Raw genomic sequence first — 19,131 nt, forward strand, 5'->3', positions numbered from 1 at the left:
CCAACATGGCCCTCGGTGGTATTACGCCAAAACAGAAACTGGCGCTCGCCGCTTAACCTCTACTTTTAGCGTGCTCTAAAAATGGGGGGATTACCCGGGAACAAGCTCGTCAATACAAGCTGATGACAGATAAGGGCATTGATCCTAGGGAGGCGGCTGCAACTAAACGTGCTGATGAAGCAACCGCCGCTACGGCTCTAGCTCGGACTACAGCACGCGACTCCATGACACTCGGGGATGTGTGGCCCACGTACATCAATGACCGCCAAGGGCAATGGAGCGAAGGCCATCTGCGCAACCACATCACTCTAGCCTCCCCTGGCGGCGAAACACGAAAGCGCAGTAAGAGCTTAACCACAGCAGGCCCACTCTCCGTACTTATGCCTGTTCGCCTGTCAGAGCTAACCAGCGACTACGTTGCCTCATGGCTCAACCGCGAAGCAGCTACCCGGCCTACAAGCGCCGCTCAGAGCTTCCGAATCCTACGCGCTCTGGTCAAGTGGATGGAAGATCAGCCTAGCTATCGCAGTATCGCACCCGAAGGAGTCTACAGCTCGACCAAAGTACGCGACGTAGTACCAAAAGCAAAGACTAAAGCGAATGACAGCCTCCAGCGTGAACAGCTGAACCTTTGGTTCAAGGGCGTTCGGGGAATCGATAACGGTTACCGGTCAGCCTTCCTGCAAGTTCTACTGCTTACAGGAGCAAGACGCACAGAAATTCTCAAGCTACGTTGGACAGACGTAGACCTGACGTGGAAAACGATGACGATCAGCGACAAGATCGAGGACACACGAGTCATCCCACTCACTCCCTACGTTTCACATCTTTTGTCAATGCTTCCACGTAGAAACGAGTGGGTGTTCTACAGTGCGGCCTCATCGTCAGGCCACCTTGAAGAACCAAAAGACGCACACGCCAAAGCGCTACAATCTGTCGGCCTGCCCCATCTTTCGATACACGCATTGCGGCGGTCGTTTGGCACACTAGCAGAGTGGATCGACCTTTCACCGGGAGTAACGGCTCAAATCATGGGCCACAAACCGAGTGCCATTGCGGAAAAATACTACAAACGACGCCCAATCGATATGCTGCGTGAACAGCACGTACGGCTTGAACACTGGATTCTGAACGAAGCTAAAGTTACATGGAACACATCAAACTGACCGCACTCCGGGACTTCGCTATTGAGTACATCCCGCGAGCGCAGCACACAAGAAGCCAGTCACACGCCAACATAGACGATTACCACCGTGCTTTGTACGGCGTGGCCGTGCTTACCCTCGCCGCCCCGAAATCGTCAGCCGTCGAACAGACTGCGGCTCAATTACTCCAAGTTGTGACTTCCATGCTGGTAGCTTGGGACGAGTTCCGACGCATGACGCCACAGCTTCAGAAGGAAAACGATGACGAAGCGGTGTCGAACGCCCTTGAGCTTTCCACGCTTACGGGCATCTCCTTACCGTTCTTGAGCGCTCCAACAGATCGCCCGACGTTACCTGATGAACCTAAAAAGCAGCCACGGTTAGCGTCAAGTCACAATCAAGAGCAGACGATCGACCTACCGCCGTTGAAACCCGGCCTGATGTTGACTACACGAGAAGCAGCAGACTATCTAAGGTTGGAGGTGCAAACGCTGCACAAGTGGTCGAGCTCCGGAAATGGGGCAGTTACGCCGGTTAAGATAGGGAAACGGCCTCTGCGATGGCCCTCTACTGACATCCTGCGGATCATGGAAGGCAAGACATAGAAATTACAAACTTGATGGGAAGGCTACTACATACCAATTAGCTTACCTTCCCCGGCTTCCTGGCCCTCCTGGCCTCTCCTGGCCGCTCCAGTAGTCCACAGAGTAGCCACTTATCCGGCGATCCTGGATATGCCCTCCTGGTTGAGCAAAACCAGTTGCGCCCTTCTTCTTTTACCGCGTGAAATTCTACGAAATCCAAAAGTCTCTCTCTATAGGATACCCCCCGTTTTACCTGCCTTGGGGAAACTAAATTAATTTGTAACAGAAGTTGACAGGTATGGACTACTATGAAAAAAACTTGACAAGCAGCAGGTCATCGAGTATAATTTCACATATAGAGCTTTCGTACGCAATTAACCGCTCTACCCCATCCGATTCAAACCCCATTTGAACAAACTAATTTATCCGATTCACCTTGGAGGAACCCTTATGCACGCAACAAACGCAACAAACGTACTCCCACCTTCATTCGGTGGAAAATTGAGAACCGATGACTACTACGAAAAAGTGTCGTCCATTGTTCGTATCCTGAAAGGCAAGAGCAGCCTACGTATTATGGCTATGCATCTCAATAGTCAAGGCTTTACCACTCCGCGTGGTATGCCATTTACTCGTGACCGCCTTGTACGTTTTATCAAATCCAATCCACTCTAATAAGGAAACTATATGACCAAAACCATACCCGCAGTAGAAGTAACCCAATCGACGCCACTAGCTGAAATTATCAAACGCCCGGACAGCATCACTTTGTTCGGCAACGCCTATCAGGTACTAGAAGAATATGCAGTGCACGCTAGAAACGGCTACCACTTGTTCCCCGGTGTGACACCACAGTTCTTCCAGCACACCGGCACCATGTCGCTTCTCTTGGCACTGGGCGAGCCTCTTCCACTTGCTAGCCAACGAGCCGCCGAGAGCATGGCCCAGGCACAGAAGCAGGAAGCCGCCGAATTCAGCCGCCGAGTGACGAAGGAAGCCCAGCGAATCGCCGCAGAGAACGCCAAAGCCGAGCTGGAAGCGCGTGTAGCCGCTGCGCAGACTATTGCTGACGAACAGGTAGCACGCATCCGTGCAGACGCAGACGCTGCCATCGCCCGTATCACTGCCCGCGCGTAAGTCACCTGCCTCCCATAGTAGGAGCGCACCCCGCCGACCTCCGGCACCAGTAACACCGACAACTAGAACCGCAGCCCGTACCGGCTTACCCACTGGTAGCTTTCTGTGCGCCTGCGCGTTCGCAAACTATTGAAAGAACTGACCATGTACAGAACAGACCAACTAGAGGACAAATTTCGCATTACAGAGAACTTTTCTGTCTCGTTGTCAGGCCACGCCTGGAGCCTGCTACGAGAAATGACCATGCGAACAGGAATGACAGTTCCTACCCTGATCGAAACCGCTCTGACGGGCTATAGCCATGCGTGGAAGGAGTCAGAATGACCGTACGCCGCATTCCCAATACTAATCGCCAGGAGTTGACATCTTCAAATGGAGGGGTAATCGAGCGTAGCTATGTGTACCTCCCCGCTCCGATTTGGGCACAACTTCAAGAGTTGGCACGTAGTACCGGAACCTCCGTCTCGCAAATCATCGAATCTTTTGCCATCAGTGGCACAGCTAAATTAAAGGATAACCACAATGTTCGCACAACTCGCTCTAGCACCTAAATCTACAGCTTCTAATACCGATATCCGCACGGTTTCCGCTTCACAAGCTGCACAATTGTATGCGCGATACAAAGAAAGTCAGTCGTGGTGTGTTGATATGAGCGGTAATTTCCCGATTTTATTACACGCTCTATCGAACCGCACAGCCACTCCACAGGACTTAAAACTTGATTTCCCGCAGTGGGCGCAGCTTTCAAAGCTCCGAGTAGAAGGCAAAGAGTTTGCTAAATTCTTGACTTCGTTGCCAGACCGTGTGATGTCAATCCTTCCTCGCGTCTACGGAATGGGTATGCGTCCTTGCGCCCAGCGATTCATCGTTGATGACGATGGAATTGCATTGGCAAATACGTACAACCCAGTGAAGCACGACCCGGTAATGCCCCTGCCAGCTCTATACGTCAAGACAGTAGAACTATTCGGCCAAAATGTGCCAGCCATACTTGAGGAAATGCTTGTACGTGTGTTCCCGGTTGAAGATGAGCGGAAATTCATGGTTCAGCGACTCGCAGCGATTATTCAGACGCCTATGAAGCGTGCAAAGCACGGCGTATTCCTGTGCGGTCAAGGTGGCTCCGGCAAAAGCAGCATCCTAGACATTCTCGAAACAGCACTAGGCCGGAGGCACATCGATAGATCGTCTAGTTATGCAGGCGCAAACGACAAACACTCTGAAGTCTATTGCAACAATATCGTCGTAGCGCACGAAGATAAGGCAATTGGCAGCAATGCAGATTTATACACATATACCAACCTGAAGCAAGTGATCGACTATGGACGGCGGAATGTAAACATCAAACACGGCCAGCGTGCGGTGATGCGTGAAGTTTACAGCAACATTTTTATCACGACGAACAAGCCTGACCTGTTCCCTTGGGATAGTAATGAGCGTCGATTCTACGCGCCGCAAGAAACACGACATAAGGTAGACGAAGAAGAATCAAAGACGTTCTTCACAAAGTTCCATGATTTTCTAGCACTCACAGAGACTCCAGCATTCTTGCATGAATGGCTCATGGAAGTTGATCTAACCGGTTTTAACTATGGTAGCTGCCCTCGCACCCCGTATATGGAAAGTCTGATTAACGATGCTGGCTCTATGTTAGACAAGCATCTTGAAGAATTTCTTGAAGAAAGAGACATATTCCATCCGCTATTACTGGATGACTATTTGAAGACAAAGAAACAGTTTTGTAAATCTGACGAATTGAAGAGTGCATTGATCGCTTTGGGGTTCGAATATCAGCGGATGATGTTCAAATGTGAAGGTATTAAGGAAGCGCGTTTCCGGGTATGGCGAAAGAAGGGGCCTCCGGGCCGTCATTTCAGGCCACTAACCGAGGCAGAGAGCCGGGAGATGATGACCTTGGAAGGATGCACATTCTAAAAGCCAGATAAAAACCAACGAAAAGCCAGCTCGGTCTATTGGAACAAAGCATTTTAAATCAACGACTTACGATCAAAAAGCCTTAAAAACCCTAGAAGCCAGCTTGCTCGGAGCCGCTTATACAATACGAAGTGCAATCTTTTCTGCACTGAGGAATGAAAGGAATCATCATGGCTTATAAATCGCCAGAACAGAAAGCAGCAGACGTACTGCTCCCGCTAGGGTGCATTCACCAGAAAAACACTTATTTGCCGTTCAGTTTCGTAGACAAGGAAGATAGGGAGTTTCCCGCCAAGGGAGATTTTTACCATCCTGGGCTAGACCTTTACATTGAAGTAAAACATAGCCATTTGAACGGCAAGACTAGTAAAACAAAGGCGGAAAACGCTTACAACCGGATCGAGCCGTTCAAGCGCACTGGTCGATATGCAACGCACTATCAGATTCAGTCCGGATGGAACCACGCAGCCAGCAAACATGCAATCGTTCAATCTAAAATTGGACGCGCTCAATACGCAATTGTGTTCACCGAAGAGCCTGACGAGGAAACTATAAGCCGAATCGAGAAGCAAGGCATCCAAGCATTTAGTCTCTCTCGATTCGTTGGAATGCTTCAGCTACAACTAGAATTTGAAACGGAACCGACGTGACCGAATCACATCGACTCCAATGGCTATGAGGCGATTCCGTAGTATGCGCTTAGTGCGTTCGTTAAGACTCCAGTTGCAACACCCAACTTGACTTCCCATACGCCACTTGCAGCTTTATTTATCATGCCCCCGATCCATTTTTTTACTTTTGGTCCGTAATCGGATTCAACCACTGGGAAGTCTCTGTCCTCGGCAATGGCTGCATCGAGATCATCAATATCTGCCTCTTGCACCTTGATATCACGAAGCTTGTCATGTAAAGCTTTTCGGTCACCTTTAACGGTGACATTGTGAATGCTCTGTTGGTTATGGCTACCATTAATCTGGAAAGTAGCATTGTTTCCAATCACAGCGCCATTAAACATCGAGGTTACATCGGTATTAGCAGCAGCGGCCTTTGCTTCATTATCACTCACGGAATCTCCAATCTCATCTTGTAATTTAAGAATAAAAGTAAGCAATCGAGACCTAACCTCGATCAGAATTTGCTGGAACTGTCCAACCTGAAAAACCGTTGATGCTTGCTGGATAGCATAGCCATTTTCGTAAACGCTGCTCAGTCCTGCACAAATCTCCGGTTCAATCGGCGTCCCGTATGTGCTTCCCTTCTCGACGCCATTAACAGTCGACTCAATCACGCTAATGGATCTCATCTCCAGGTTCTGCTCAAGAAAGTTACGATGTTCCTCAGACAGGTGTCCTAATGCAATCTGTTGCTTGTAGTGGAAATAGAATCCATTTGTGATCGTTCCAATAACTTTACCGTGCAACCGACGATATTCTGGAACTGATTCACGTGTTGAGTAGCCAGTAAGTTCCGCATCGACCCATTCCACTAATTCGGACTGGCCAATCCGATAGAGCAGCACCTTCGTCTTTAGTAGTGCAGTACTGAGCGATCCATCATCCGCCATCAACAGATCGATAATTTCATTTAACAGTTTCAAAACAAAACCTTTCGCCCGAGTATTCAACCTATATTAAAGGAAAAAAATGAAAGACACCTTACGCCGCCACGCGGCCCTGCAAGCAGCAGCACAGGCTAAGACACCGCCACCGGCAGCCCAGAAAGCCGTTCCAGCGGCCCGACACTGGGGTTTACCGGACCCAGGCCACGAGTACCGTATCCCGGCTCCAGCACCGGCACCGAAGGCGAAGCAATCCAGCCTAGATACCAAGATGGTAGAGAGACTGGCGAAGTATCGATGACAAGTGTATGGGAGTTGGAAAAATTTTACTACGCCCTCAAGAAACCGTTTCTAGGGCAGAATCGAATCAACAACAAGGAGATTTTATGAGAAAACAATGGACCAAAGCTGAACGCATCTCACTGTCAATGCTGGATCGGCTTCTTACGACCCAAGGGACCCGACCGATGTATTGTCCTGATATTGTCGACTCACCTGATGCCCTGTTCCTAATTGGTGGGGAAAAAGTTGCAATCGAATGCCGTTACGTGACCTCCGAAAATTTGATGAAATTTATGGGCCGCTTCCCTAAAAAGGATTCAGTGTACGAGGTTGTTCTGCCGCGTGAGCCTCACTTGTGGGTGAAGGATGCCATCGAGGACAAAAATCGTAAGATTGAGAAGTATATGGCCAATACCGGTTCGACGGAAGCGTGGCTACTACTTCATTCATCGCCATATCACTCTATTTTGACAAATGGCGACAACGACACGATCACCCGTACGCTACTGACAGTAGGCACATACCTCGTGAAACATCACTTCACGCGAATTTGGTTTGCCGAGTTAAGTAACAGCTCATCTGAGCTAATCGAAATCTTTGGCCCTGGCATTGCCAAACCATCGTTAGATTGGGATGAGTACGTTGCTACGTTTACTCCCGACTACCCACACGACACCTACTGGTTTTCACCGACCACTGTTCAAGAGAACGACGAGGTAGGGAAACACACTAATATTAACTTGAATAACTTGGGAGGCAAGCCAATTGGGCTTCAACCTCTCGATCCGAAGTACAAGCTAGACTACAGCTACTTGAGCGATCCTGAGCGACACGCAGGCAAGAGTCTGACTTACCGATTCTATGACAACAAACCAGACTACTGATGCAAAGGGTCAAATAGGGTCGTCATCACATGAACAGTCAAAAACTCAACAATTGAGCCCCTTTCTTACCCTAGAGTTCTCTTGTAAACGGTTGGCTAGTTAGGGTATACTCTATTTAACTTCTCAACCAAGCAAAAGGAAGCCAGCATGAACAAGCCAAACGCCCGGATTTATCAACGAGTCTCGACAAAGGGCCAAGACCTGAGCCGTCAGGACGCACTCCGGGCTGAGGCCGAAGCGAAAGGCTACCGGGTTGTAGCCACTTACAGCGAGAAGGAGTCGGGTACTACTGAGAAGCGCCCAGAATTGCAGCGTATGCTGGCAGACCTGAACGAAGGCGACATCATCATTGCTGAGCACCTTGACCGGATCACCCGCTTGCCGATGGATAAGGCTGAGGCGCTCATGGCAGCGATCAAGGCTAAAGGCGCAACAGTGTCGGTCCCCGGTCTGATTGACTTGCCAAAGGCGGAAGATGGTATGACGGGCATCGTCATGGAAGCAATGCAAGCGATGCTGTTGAAGATGGCCCTGTACCAGTGCCGTGCGGACTGGGAAACCCGCCGTGAGCGTCAACGCCAAGGTATCGAGCGGACGAAGGCTGAGGATGCCGGTAAGCCACTGGCTGAACGTAAGAATCAGGGCCGGAAGGCTGACACGTTCACCAATGCCAAGATAGTAGAACAGCGTGGCCTAGGCTTCACCATCGCTGCGATTGCCAATAAGCTGAGTGTCAGCGAATCTCAGGTCAAGCTCATCTTGAAGAAGGATGCAGCAGCAAAGGCAGCATAAGCCACAGGGGGCGCTACAAGCCCTCCAGCACCAATCGGGCTACGAACCCCTAGCTAGCCTGATTAAATTCAACTGAGAGGCTCTCATGGCATCCTTGCCCCACTCCAAGGCTAGAATGATCCCAGACTTGAAGCGCATTCAACTAGCATACCCTCTCAGACGCGATTACAGCCCCGTAGAGACGTTTGCAGCTATAACCCTCCCTTACTACCCTTGACCCTCTCCGGCCCTCTGTCAATATTTCAGGCGAGCTGGAGAGACATTCCAAAGGCACCCGCTACCTGTTAAGCACCCCCCTCGATCCCGTTGAGATATTAGTGGCCTGACGACAGGCTTAGACGACAGGCCCCATTTCTGAAAATTATTTTGGAAAAAATCGAGCCAAAGTGTTTTCCCGGACGGCACGACACACACTCAGCAAATAGCTTACAGAGCGCTTACAGGTCAGTTTATGAGGGACTAGCTTACAGGCCAAAAACGCTGTAAGTCTTTGATTTTATTGGCCCGCCCTGAGGGAATCGAACCCCCGACCCACAGCTTAGAAGGCTGTTGCTCTATCCGACTGAGCTAAGGGCGGTGCAAAACGGTGTGACCGGAAAACAAAACAGGCCGTCGATGACGGCCTGTTCTGATGAATCTTGCTGGTCGGAGTACAAGGATTCGAACCTTGGACCCCCTGGTCCCAAACCAGGTGCGCTACCGGGCTGCGCTACACTCCGCCGTGGGCAACATTATATGCCAATCGTTCGCGAAACGCCAGCCCTTGTCAGCCCCTCGATGCGTCGCCAATTCCAGCAACGCAGTCAACGCATTTACGCCGACAACTTGGCGGCAATGCGACGTGCCAGGCTGTCCGCAAGTTCCGCCTCTTTCGCCTCGACCATCACCCGGATCAATGGCTCCGTGCCCGATGCCCGGATCAGGACGCGGCCGTTGTCGCCCAGCTCGCGCTCGACTGCTTCTTTCTCGGCGACCATCGCCGCATCGGCGGTCCAGTCGAAGCCCGGCGCGACTTTCTTGTTGATCAGGGTTTGCGGGAAGAGCGTGAGCTCGTTGCAGCATTCGGCCAGCGACTTGTTGCCACGCACCAGCGCCGACAACACCTGCAGGGCCGAGACGATGCCGTCGCCGGTGGTGTGCTTGTCCAATGCCAGCAAGTGGCCCGAACCTTCGCCGCCGAACAGCCAGCCGCGCTCCCTCATCACTTCAAGCACATAGCGGTCGCCCACCTTGGCACGCGCAAAGCCGATACCCATTTCCTTGAATGCCACTTCGAGCGCCATATTCGTCATCAAGGTGCCCACGGCGCCGGCCACGGGGCCGGTGCTCATACGGTCGCGCACCATCACGTACAGCAGTTCGTCGCCGTTGTAGACCCGGCCAGTGGCGTCGACCATGATCAGGCGGTCGGCGTCGCCGTCGAGCGCGATGCCCAGGTCGGCCTTGTTGGCCACGACAGCTTCGGACAGCGCTTGCGGCGCAGTGGCGCCAAAGCCGGCGTTGATGTTGAAGCCGTCTGGCTGGGCGCCAATGGAAATGACTTCGGCACCGAGCTCATGGAACACGTGCGGCGCGATGTTGTACGCAGCGCCGTGGGCGCTGTCGACGACGATCTTCAGGCCGCGCAAGTCGAGCTCGCTCGGGAACGTGCTCTTGCAAAATTCAATGTAGCGGCCCTGGGCATCGCGCAGGCGCGATACGCGGCCCAGTTTCTCGGACGACACGCAGCCCATTGGCTGGTCGATCGCGTCTTCGATCTCGAGTTCCACAGAGTCCGGCAGCTTGGTGCCATGGCCGGAGAAGAACTTGATGCCGTTATCCTGGAACGGGTTGTGCGAAGCCGAGATCACGACGCCGGCCTGCAGGCGCAACGCACGCGTCAGGTAAGCGATGGCAGGCGTTGGCATCGGGCCGGCCAGCATGACGTCGACGCCGGCCGCCGAGAAGCCCGACTCCAGCGCTGCCTCGAGCATGTAGCCCGAGATGCGCGTGTCCTTGCCGATCAACACGACGGGACGACCGCTGCTCGATTTTTTTCCCTTTGCCAGCACGGTGCCGGCGGCGTAGCCGAGGCGCATGACGAAATCAGGGGTGATTGGCGCTGCGCCCACGAGGCCGCGAATGCCGTCGGTGCCGAAATATTTCCGTGCCATCTAGTTCTCTTTTCTCTTATTGAAACGAATTTTTATGGATGCATGGCCGCGTGCCACACCTTCAGCGCATCGACCGTCTCCGCAACATCATGCACACGCACGATTCTAGCGCCCTGTGCTACCGCAGCCAATGCCGCGCCGACACTACCAGCGGTGCGCTGCTCGACCGGGCGCCCGGTGACGGCGCCGATCATCGACTTGCGCGACATGCCGGCCAGCACCGGCAAGCCGAGTTCGTCCCGGATGCGACCCAGGCCGCGCAGCAAGGCATAGTTGTGCTCGACCGTCTTGCCGAAGCCAAAGCCCGGATCGACGCAGATGCGTGCGCGCTCGATGCCTGCCGCGGTCATCGCCTCGATGCGCGCGGCCAGAAACGCAATCACGTCTCCCACCACGTCATCATACCGGGGCGCCTGCTGCATGGTGGCCGGCGTGGCTTGCATGTGCATCACGCACAGGCCGCAGTCGCTGTCCTGCACCGCTTCGAGTGCACCCGGCGTGCGAAAGCCGTTGACGTCGTTGATCATGTCGGCGCCGGCGATCAACGCTTCACGCATGACTTCTGGCTTGGTGGTATCGACCGACAGCGCGACGTCCAGCGTACGCAGTGCGTACAGCGTCGGCATCACGCGGCGTAATTCTTCATCGAGGGGCACGCCAGGAGAGCCAGGGCGGGTCGATTCGCCGCCGATATCGATCATCGTGGCGCCATCGCGGATCATGGCTTCGGCGTGCGTCAGCGCAAATTCCAGGCCCTGGTAGCGGCCGCCATCGGAAAAAGAATCGGGCGTGATGTTCAGGATGCCCATCACGACAGGTTCGAGGGAGGCGGCGCCGTCGAGCGCGAAGCTGAACTGGCCGCATTGCAGTGTCTTGTTCATGGTGTCAGTGGTGCTGGCGCCCCGAGCGGGATCGGCAAGCGAGCGTCGCAAGCGGGTGCCGTCAACAAAAAAGGCACCCTTGCGGGTGCCTTCGTGGGGTAGCGCGAGCGTCAGGCCGGTGCGGTGGCGTTTGGTGCCACACCACCAGGACCGCTGTCGCCTGGCGGCGTGCGCTTGGTCAGCACCGTCGTTGGCTTGCGTGGCTCTTGCCCGGCCATGATGTCGTTGATCTGGTCTGCATCGATGGTTTCCCAGTCGAGCAGCGCCTTCGTCATCATCTCGACCTTGTCGCGGTTTTCTTCAAGCAGGCGACGCGCCAGGGCGTACTGCGTGTCGAGGATGGCGCGAATCTCGGCGTCGACCTTTTGCTGGGTCGCTTCCGAAATGGTCTTGGTGGCGCCGCCGAAGAAGCCTTCGTTCTCGCTGTCTTCGTAGACCATCACACCCATGCTGTCGGACATACCGAAGCGCGTCACCATCGAGCGGGCCAGCTTGGTGGCACGCGAGAAGTCGTTCGACGCGCCGGTGGACATCTGGCCGACGAAAATCTCTTCGGCGATACGACCGCCGAACAGGATCGAGATTTCCTCGAGCATCTTGTCTTTGTAGCCAGACAGTGCGTCGTGCTCAGGCAGCTGCCAGGTCAGACCCAGCGCATAACCGCGCGGCATGATCGTGACCTTGTGCACCGGATCGGCCTTCGGCAACAGCTTGGCGATCACCGCGTGGCCCGACTCGTGGTACGCCGTGTTGCGACGTTCTTCCTCGCGGATGACCATCGACTTGCGCTCCGGACCCATGAAGATCTTGTCCTTTGCATCTTCGAAGTCGATCATCTCAACCAGGCGCTTGCTGCGGCGGGCTGCGAACAGCGCCGCTTCATTGACCAGGTTGGCCAGGTCGGCACCCGAGAAACCAGGCGTACCGCGGGCCAGGATGTCAGCTTTCACGTCGGTGCCAATCGGCACTTTGCGCATGTGCACGTTCAGGATCTGTTCGCGGCCGCGGATATCCGGCAGGCCCACCATCACCTGGCGGTCGAAACGGCCCGGACGCAGCAGCGCTTTGTCGAGCACGTCGGCACGGTTGGTGGCAGCGATGACAATCACACCCGACTGCGCTTCAAAACCATCCATCTCGACCAGCAGCTGGTTCAGTGTCTGTTCACGTTCGTCATTACCACCACCCATGCCGGCGCCGCGGTGACGACCAACAGCGTCAATCTCGTCGATGAAGATGATGCAAGGCGAATGTTTCTTGGCGTTCTCGAACATGTCACGCACACGACTGGCGCCGACACCGACGAACATTTCGACGAAGTCGGAGCCCGAGATCGAGAAGAACGGCACCTTGGCTTCGCCGGCGATAGCGCGGGCCAGCAGCGTTTTACCGGTACCCGGAGGGCCGACCATCAGCACGCCGCGCGGGATACGACCGCCCAGTTTCTGGAACTTGGTCGGGTCGCGCAGGAAGTCGACGATTTCGGAGACTTCTTCTTTCGCTTCATCGCAACCGGCGACGTCCGAGAACGTCACGGTGTTGTTGGTGTCGTCGAGCATGCGTGCCTTCGACTTGCCGAAGGAGAACGCGCCGCCCTTGCCGCCGCCCTGCATCTGACGCATGAAGAACACCCACACGCCGATCAGCAGAAGCATCGGGAACCACGAGATGAAGACCTGCTGCAGGAACGAAGGCTCTTCTGGCGGCTTGACGTCGAAACGTACGCCGTTTTCGCGCAGGTCGCCGATCAGGCCGCGGTCGAGACCGGTTGCGGTCGCGCGCACCTTGGTGTCATCAGCGCGCGTGGCGGTGATGTTGGTGCCTTCGATCAGCACTTCCTTGATGCGGCGCGACTTCACTTCATCGAGCAACTCGGAATAAGCGATGGTCTTGCTGCCGCCGGCGACACTGTGGGTGTCAAACTGCTTGAACAGCATGAACAACAGCAGCGCGACGACCACCCAGATGGCGGATTTGGAAAACATATTATTCACGAGCACTCCTCCGATGCGTACGCATCTCTACCGATTTCAGTATTCTGATTTTACCCGCAATAAGCCAACGCTGCCACGCAACGCTGGCGGTAGTGTGGAAATACCATCGAATGACTGTCTTATTCATTCCCCTCATTGCCCACCGCCCAAAACGCAGTTGCAATGCAAGGGGTCACGCGGCAGATGTGGTGGCCGCGCGAGGGAATTTCAAGGGGCGATCTGTCGCCACACGCTATTTACGCACTTGGATTTTTCAAACCCCGGCCCAGCAGGAAAATCTCGGACGATTTATCGCGGCTGGCCTTGGGCTTGATTTGCTTCACGGTGGTGAACTCGAGCCGGAATTTTTCCAGGATCTGGGTAAAACCCATGTCCTTGAAACACTTCACCAGAAGCGCCCCGCCCGGCTTCAGATGCGCTTGCGAGAATTCGATCGCCAGATCGATCAGATGTTCCATGCGGGCGGCGTCGGCATGGCCGATACCCGACAGATTGGGTGCCATATCGGACAGCACCACATCCACCTTACGGTCGGCCAGCACGACGTCGAGCTGCGTCAGCACTTCTTCTTCGCGGAAGTCGCCCTGGATATATTGAACATCGGCGACAGGTTCCATTGGCAGGATATCCAGGCCGATGATGGTGCCGTGGATGCCGCCGCCGTCCTTGCCGGCCAGCTTGCGCCGGGTGTACTGGGCCCAGCTGCCGGGGGTGCAGCCAAGGTCGACGACAACATTGCCCGCCTTGATGAGTTTTTCTGCCTCGTCGATTTCTTTCAGCTTGTACGCGGCACGGGCGCGGTAGCCCTCTTTTTGCGCGAGTTTGACGTAGGGATCGTTAATATGGTCGTGTAACCAGTTTTTGTTTAATTTGTTCTTGGCCATTCGCGTAGAATACTGCTTTTATAGGTCCATCAAAAATTTATTATGCTTAAACTCACTCCGGCCGAGCGCAGCGCTCTGCGCGCAGAAGCCCACGGGCTCAGTCCTGTTGTCATGATCGGCGCCGACGGCCTGACCGAATCCGTGATGAAGGAAGTCGCCAACAGCCTCGACTCGCACGGCCTGATCAAGGTGCGCGTGTTCGGTGACGATCGCGAAGCGCGCGTTGCCATGTACGACAAGATCAGCGCCGACCTCGAAGCGGCCCAGGTCCAGCACATCGGCAAACTGCTGGTGCTGTACCGCCCGAAGGTCGAGACGGCCAAGGAACGCAGCAGCAAGTCCGGCCCGGGCATGCGTGAAGTCACGATCGTCAAGGCCAGCGCCAGCGGCACCAAGAAGCCGAGCGTCACCAAGGTCATGCTCAAGGGTAACGAGCGCGTCACGGCAGGCGGCAACATCAAGCGCGCCAAGCCGCGTCAGACCAGCTCCAAGAAGAATTCGCTGAACAAGTAAAAAAAACCGGGGCAACCCGGTTTTTTTACGGCAACCTGGCGGTGAAATCGTCAGGTTAGCGCAACCTGACCAGCAGCCACGCGCCCAGCACACTCTGGATCATGTGGAACACTTGCGACACGCCATGCATCACGGCAAACTGCGTCCAGTATGGCGAGGCGCGCACGCCTGCCTCACCGGCCAGCACGCGCAGATGTGCCATCCCGGGCTGCAGACCCACGAAGATCACCAGCGCGCACGCCAGCATCGCGATCACGAGCCAGCCGAGAAAGCGCCGACGCGGCGCGGCGAGATCCTTCGACAGCCACAGCAGCACCAGCAGCACGACCGCACAGGCGATCGACAGCCACGCCTGGCGCGTGAGCAGCACCGCGACCAGATCGCCCGCCTGCCCGCTACCGAGCACCTTGAACGCCGCTGGCGCGGCGATATAGCCCAGCGCCCACAGGCTGCCGGTCCACAGCGCCGCCACCAGCAGGCGCGCTGCCGGCACGCGCGCTGCCCAGCCTCGCACTGGCCCCGCCGTGAGCCGCTGCGCGCCGCTGTCCATCAGATGTAGCGCACTTCCAGGATTTCGTATTCGCGCGGGCCGGACGGCGCCTGCACTTCGACGACGTCGCCGGCGTATTTGCCGATCAGCGCGCGCGAGATCGGCGAGGTGATCGACACCTTGTTCATCTTCAGGTCGGCCTCGTCCATCCCGACGATCTGGTACGTCACCTTCTGGCTCGACTCGAGGTCTTCCAGATCAACGGTGGCGCCAAACACCACGCGGCCTTCGGCGTCGAGCGTGGTCGGGTCGATCACCTGCGAGGTGCTCAGCTTGCTTTCCAGCTCGGCGATGCGGCCTTCGACGAAGGCCTGGCGTTCCTTGGCGGCGTCGTATTCGGCGTTCTCGGACAGGTCGCCATGCGAACGCGCTTCGGCGATCGCGTCGATCACGCTGCGGCGTTCCTTCGTCTTGAGCTGGTGCAGCTCTTCTTTCAGGAGTTCTGCGCCGAATTTGGTCAGTGGTGTGGTCATGGTTCTCTGCTTGTGATTTATTTGACGAATGTACCGAAGCCGCAAGAAAGCGAAAACCACAGAGGCACGCGGCGCCAAGGCCGCGCGAGCTCTGTGGTTGACTGGACTTCCAGTGTGACGGGTACTGCGTCTGCTTAGTTTAAGGTTTTATGCAGACCTTGTAAATCATACACACGCAGTTCGTCGATATGCGGCATGCCTTCGATGGCCGCTTCGGCGCCGGCGATCGTCGTGTAGGTCACCACATGGGCGGCCAATGCCGACGTGCGGATCGCGCGCGAGTCGACGATGGCGCTGCGCTTTTCTTCCACCGTGTTGACGACCATGACGATTTCGCGGTTCTTGATCATGTCGACGACGTGCGGACGGCCTTCCAGCACCTTGTTCACGGCGCGCACCGGAATCCCGGCGGCAGCAATCACGGCGGCCGTGCCCTTGGTCGCGACCAGGTCGAAGCCCAGCGCCACCAGATCACGCGCCACGCTCGTTGCGCGCGGCTTGTCGGACGACTTCACCGACAGGAACACGGTGCCCGAACGCGGCAGCTTGATGCCGGCTGCCAGCTGCGACTTGACGAAGGCTTCGCCGAAGGTCATGCCCACGCCCATCACTTCGCCGGTCGATTTCATCTCGGGGCCCAGGATGGTGTCGACGCCCGGGAATTTCACGAACGGGAACACGACTTCTTTCACACTGTAGAACGGCGGGATCACTTCTTTCGTGATGCCCTGCTGCGCCAGCGTCTGACCGACCATGCAGCGCGCTGCGATCTTGGCCAGTTGCAAACCGGTGGCTTTCGACACGAACGGCACGGTACGCGACGCACGCGGGTTCACTTCCAGCACAAAAACAGTATCAACCGTCTGACCGTTTTCTTCCTTCTGCTGGATCGCGAACTGCACGTTCATCAGGCCGACCACGTTCAGGGCCTTGGCCATCAGCGAGGTCTGGCGCTTGAGCTCATCGATCGTTGCCTGCGTCAGCGAGTACGGCGGCAGCGAGCAGGCCGAATCGCCCGAGTGCACGCCAGCCTGTTCGATGTGTTCCATCACGCCGCCGATGAAGGTGGCCTCGCCGTCCGAGATGCAGTCGACGTCGACTTCGATGGCGTCGTTCAGGAAGCGGTCGAGCAGCACCGGCGAATCGTGCGAGACCTTGACCGCTTCGCGCATATAGCGCTCGAGGTCACGCTGCTCGTGGACGATTTCCATCGCCCGACCACCCAGCACGTACGATGGACGCACGACCAGCGGATACCCGATTTCTTCGGCCAGCGTCAAAGCGTCGGCTTCGGTGCGGGCGGTGCGATTCGGCGGCTGGCGCAGGCCCAGCTCTTGCAGCAGTTGCTGGAAACGCTCGCGGTCTTCGGCGGCATCGATCATGTCCGGCGAGGTGCCGATGATCGGCACGCCGTTCGCTTCCAGGTCCAGTGCCAGTTTCAACGGCGTCTGGCCGCCGTACTGCACGATGACGCCGACCGGCTTTTCGATCTCGACGATTTCGAGCACGTCTTCCAGCGTCAGCGATTCGAAATACAGGCGGTCGGACGTGTCGTAGTCGGTCGAAACCGTCTCTGGATTGCAGTTGACCATGATGGTCTCGTAGCCGTCTTCGCGCATCGCGAGGGCCGCGTGGACGCAGCAGTAGTCGAACTCGATGCCCTGGCCGATGCGGTTCGGACCACCGCCCAGCACCATGATCTTCTTGCGGTCGGTCGGGTTCGATTCGCACTCTTCGTCGTACGTCGAGTACATGTACGCGGTGTCGGTCGAGAACTCGGCGGCGCAGGTGTCGACGCGCTTGTAGACCGGACGGATGCCCAGCGCATGACGGCGCGCACGCACTTCTTCCGGCTTCACTTTCAGCAGGAACGCCAGGCGACGGTCAGCAAACCCTTTTTGCTTGAGCTTGTACAGCAGCGGCTTGTCGAGCGCTTCGAGCGTCTGCGTCTCGAGCCACAGCTCGATGTCGACGATCTCCTTGATCTGCACGAGGAACCACGGATCGATCTTGGTCAGGTTGTGCACTTCTTCGAGCGTGAAGCCCTGGGCAAACGCGTCGCCCACGTACCAGATGCGGTCGGGACCAGGCTCGCCCAGCTCTTCTTCAATCTTTTCGCGGTCACGGGTTTTTTCGTTCAGGCCATCGACGCCCACTTCCAGGCCACGCAGGGCTTTCTGGAACGCTTCCTGGAAGGTGCGGCCCATGGCCATCACTTCGCCCACCGATTTCATCTGCGTGGTCAGGTGCTTGTCGGCGGTCGGGAACTTCTCGAACGTGAAGCGCGGGATTTTCACGACGACGTAGTCGATCGACGGTTCGAACGAGGCCGGCGTGGCGCCGCCCGTGATGTCGTTGCGCAGTTCGTCCAGCGTGTAACCCACGGCCAGCTTGGCCGCGATTTTCGCGATCGGGAAGCCGGTGGCTTTCGAGGCCAGCGCCGACGAACGCGACACGCGCGGGTTCATCTCGATGACGATCATGCGGCCGTCTTTCGGGTTGATCGCGAACTGCACGTTCGAGCCGCCGGTATCGACGCCGATTTCGCGCAGCACGTCGATCGACGCGTTGCGCAGGATCTGGTATTCCTTGTCGGTCAGGGTCTGCGCCGGTGCGACCGTGATCGAGTCGCCCGTGTGCACGCCCATCGGATCGAGGTTCTCGATCGAGCAGATGATGATGCAGTTGTCGTTCTTGTCGCGCACGACTTCCATCTCGTACTCTTTCCAGCCCAGGAGCGACTCTTCGATGAGCAGCTCCGAGGTTGGCGAGGCTTCCAGGCCGCGTTTGCAGATCGCTTCGAATTCTTCTTCGTTGTAAGCGATGCCGCCGCCGCTGCCACCCATCGTAAACGATGGACGAATGATGGTCGGGAAGCCCATCTCGCGTTGCACGACCCACGATTCTTCCATCGTGTGCGCGACGCCCGAACGGGCCGAACCCAGGCCGATCTTGGTCATCGCGTTCTTGAACTTCAGGCGGTCTTCGGCCTTGTCGATCGCTTCCGGCGTCGCGCCGATCAGCTCGACATTGTATTTCTCGAGCACGCCATGGCGGTGCAGGTCGAGCGCGCAATTGAGCGCGGTCTGGCCGCCCATCGTCGGCAGGATTGCGTCCGGACGTTCTTTCTCGATGATGCGCTCGACGACCTTCCAGGTGATCGGCTCGATGTAGGTCACGTCCGCCGTTTCCGGGTCGGTCATGATCGTGGCCGGGTTCGAGTTGACCAGGATGACCTTGTAACCCTCTTCGCGCAGGGCCTTGCAGGCTTGCGCGCCGGAGTAGTCGAATTCCACGGCCTGGCCGATGACGATCGGGCCGGCGCCGATGATGAGGATGCTTTTGATGTCACTACGTTTTGGCATA

At 56.3% G+C, this 19,131-nt stretch carries 16 protein-coding genes and 2 tRNA genes; 8 read left to right on the top strand and 10 right to left on the bottom strand.

Features of this window, described 5'->3' with window-relative positions; all coding sequences use genetic code 11:
* The first annotated feature begins 224 nt into the window (after positions 1-224).
* The 5 genes from RCH14_RS19035 (at position 225) to RCH14_RS19055 (ending at position 5,451) form a co-directional block, all read left to right on the top strand.
* Positions 225-1,166, top strand: a complete 942-nt coding sequence (locus RCH14_RS19035) for a tyrosine-type recombinase/integrase (protein ID WP_343027675.1) — start codon at positions 225-227, stop codon at positions 1,164-1,166.
* On the top strand, positions 1,148-1,750 hold the full coding sequence (locus RCH14_RS19040) for a helix-turn-helix domain-containing protein (RefSeq protein ID WP_343027676.1): 603 nt from the start codon (positions 1,148-1,150) through the stop codon (positions 1,748-1,750). The genes RCH14_RS19035 and RCH14_RS19040 overlap by 19 nt, the downstream gene beginning before the upstream one ends.
* Before the next feature lie 666 nt (positions 1,751-2,416).
* A complete protein-coding gene (locus tag RCH14_RS19045; protein ID WP_343027677.1) occupies positions 2,417-2,866 on the top strand; it encodes a hypothetical protein in 450 nt (149 codons plus the stop codon).
* 522 nt (positions 2,867-3,388) lie between these two features.
* Positions 3,389-4,801, top strand: coding sequence for a DUF5906 domain-containing protein (locus RCH14_RS19050; RefSeq protein ID WP_343027678.1), 1,413 nt, complete (start codon positions 3,389-3,391; stop codon positions 4,799-4,801).
* A 170-nt stretch (positions 4,802-4,971) separates the two neighbouring features.
* On the top strand, positions 4,972-5,451 hold the full coding sequence (locus RCH14_RS19055; RefSeq protein ID WP_343027679.1) for a hypothetical protein: 480 nt from the start codon (positions 4,972-4,974) through the stop codon (positions 5,449-5,451).
* A gap of 23 nt (positions 5,452-5,474) precedes the next feature.
* Here the strand turns inward: RCH14_RS19055 and RCH14_RS19060 are convergent, their stop codons facing one another.
* A complete protein-coding gene (locus RCH14_RS19060) occupies positions 5,475-6,398 on the bottom strand; it encodes a hypothetical protein (RefSeq protein WP_343027680.1) in 924 nt (307 codons plus the stop codon).
* A 269-nt stretch (positions 6,399-6,667) separates the two neighbouring features.
* Here RCH14_RS19060 and RCH14_RS19065 point away from each other — a divergent pair, with 269 nt between their 5' ends.
* Together RCH14_RS19065 and RCH14_RS19070 are read left to right on the top strand one after the other, a co-directional pair.
* Positions 6,668-7,525: a hypothetical protein gene (locus RCH14_RS19065; RefSeq protein WP_343027681.1), complete on the top strand. Its 858-nt coding sequence runs from the start codon at positions 6,668-6,670 to the stop codon at positions 7,523-7,525.
* Positions 7,526-7,672: 147 nt separating this feature from the next.
* Positions 7,673-8,317, top strand: a complete 645-nt coding sequence (locus RCH14_RS19070; protein WP_343027682.1) for a recombinase family protein — start codon at positions 7,673-7,675, stop codon at positions 8,315-8,317.
* Between the two features lie 500 nt (positions 8,318-8,817).
* Here the strand turns inward: RCH14_RS19070 and RCH14_RS19075 are convergent.
* The 6 genes from RCH14_RS19075 to RCH14_RS19100 form a co-directional block, all read right to left on the bottom strand.
* Positions 8,818-8,894: transfer RNA gene (locus tag RCH14_RS19075), tRNA-Arg, on the bottom strand.
* 65 nt (positions 8,895-8,959) lie between these two features.
* Positions 8,960-9,036, bottom strand: a tRNA-Pro gene (locus RCH14_RS19080).
* Positions 9,037-9,129: 93 nt separating this feature from the next.
* Entirely contained in the window at positions 9,130-10,470 is a 1,341-nt protein-coding gene (glmM, locus tag RCH14_RS19085) for a phosphoglucosamine mutase (RefSeq protein ID WP_343027683.1), read from the bottom strand.
* Between the two features lie 32 nt (positions 10,471-10,502).
* Entirely contained in the window at positions 10,503-11,351 is an 849-nt protein-coding gene (folP, locus tag RCH14_RS19090; protein WP_343027684.1) for a dihydropteroate synthase, read from the bottom strand.
* 110 nt (positions 11,352-11,461) lie between these two features.
* Positions 11,462-13,345, bottom strand: a complete 1,884-nt coding sequence (gene ftsH / locus RCH14_RS19095) for an ATP-dependent zinc metalloprotease FtsH (RefSeq protein ID WP_343027685.1) — start codon at positions 13,343-13,345, stop codon at positions 11,462-11,464.
* Positions 13,346-13,581: 236 nt separating this feature from the next.
* On the bottom strand, positions 13,582-14,229 hold the full coding sequence (locus tag RCH14_RS19100; RefSeq protein ID WP_343027686.1) for an RlmE family RNA methyltransferase: 648 nt from the start codon (positions 14,227-14,229) through the stop codon (positions 13,582-13,584).
* A gap of 42 nt (positions 14,230-14,271) precedes the next feature.
* On the opposite strand from RCH14_RS19100, the gene yhbY reads away from it, so the two are divergent.
* Positions 14,272-14,742 carry a ribosome assembly RNA-binding protein YhbY gene (gene yhbY, locus RCH14_RS19105; RefSeq protein WP_343027687.1) on the top strand — a complete coding sequence of 157 codons (471 nt, stop codon included), beginning with the start codon at positions 14,272-14,274 and terminating at the stop codon, positions 14,740-14,742.
* 55 nt (positions 14,743-14,797) lie between these two features.
* Here the strand turns inward: yhbY and RCH14_RS19110 are convergent, their stop codons facing one another.
* From RCH14_RS19110 to carB, 3 genes are all read right to left on the bottom strand, one after another.
* On the bottom strand, positions 14,798-15,292 hold the full coding sequence (locus RCH14_RS19110; RefSeq protein WP_343027688.1) for a DUF4149 domain-containing protein: 495 nt from the start codon (positions 15,290-15,292) through the stop codon (positions 14,798-14,800).
* Positions 15,292-15,765, bottom strand: a complete 474-nt coding sequence (greA, locus tag RCH14_RS19115) for a transcription elongation factor GreA (protein ID WP_343027689.1) — start codon at positions 15,763-15,765, stop codon at positions 15,292-15,294. Before greA ends, RCH14_RS19110 begins: the two co-directional genes overlap by 1 nt.
* A 134-nt stretch (positions 15,766-15,899) precedes the next feature.
* A complete protein-coding gene (gene carB, locus RCH14_RS19120) occupies positions 15,900-19,130 on the bottom strand; it encodes a carbamoyl-phosphate synthase large subunit (protein WP_343027690.1) in 3,231 nt (1,076 codons plus the stop codon).
* Position 19,131 lies beyond the last annotated feature (1 nt).

It is taken from the genome of Massilia sp. MP_M2 (assembly GCF_039123635.1).
Classification (GTDB): Bacteria; Pseudomonadota; Gammaproteobacteria; order Burkholderiales; family Burkholderiaceae_D; genus Telluria.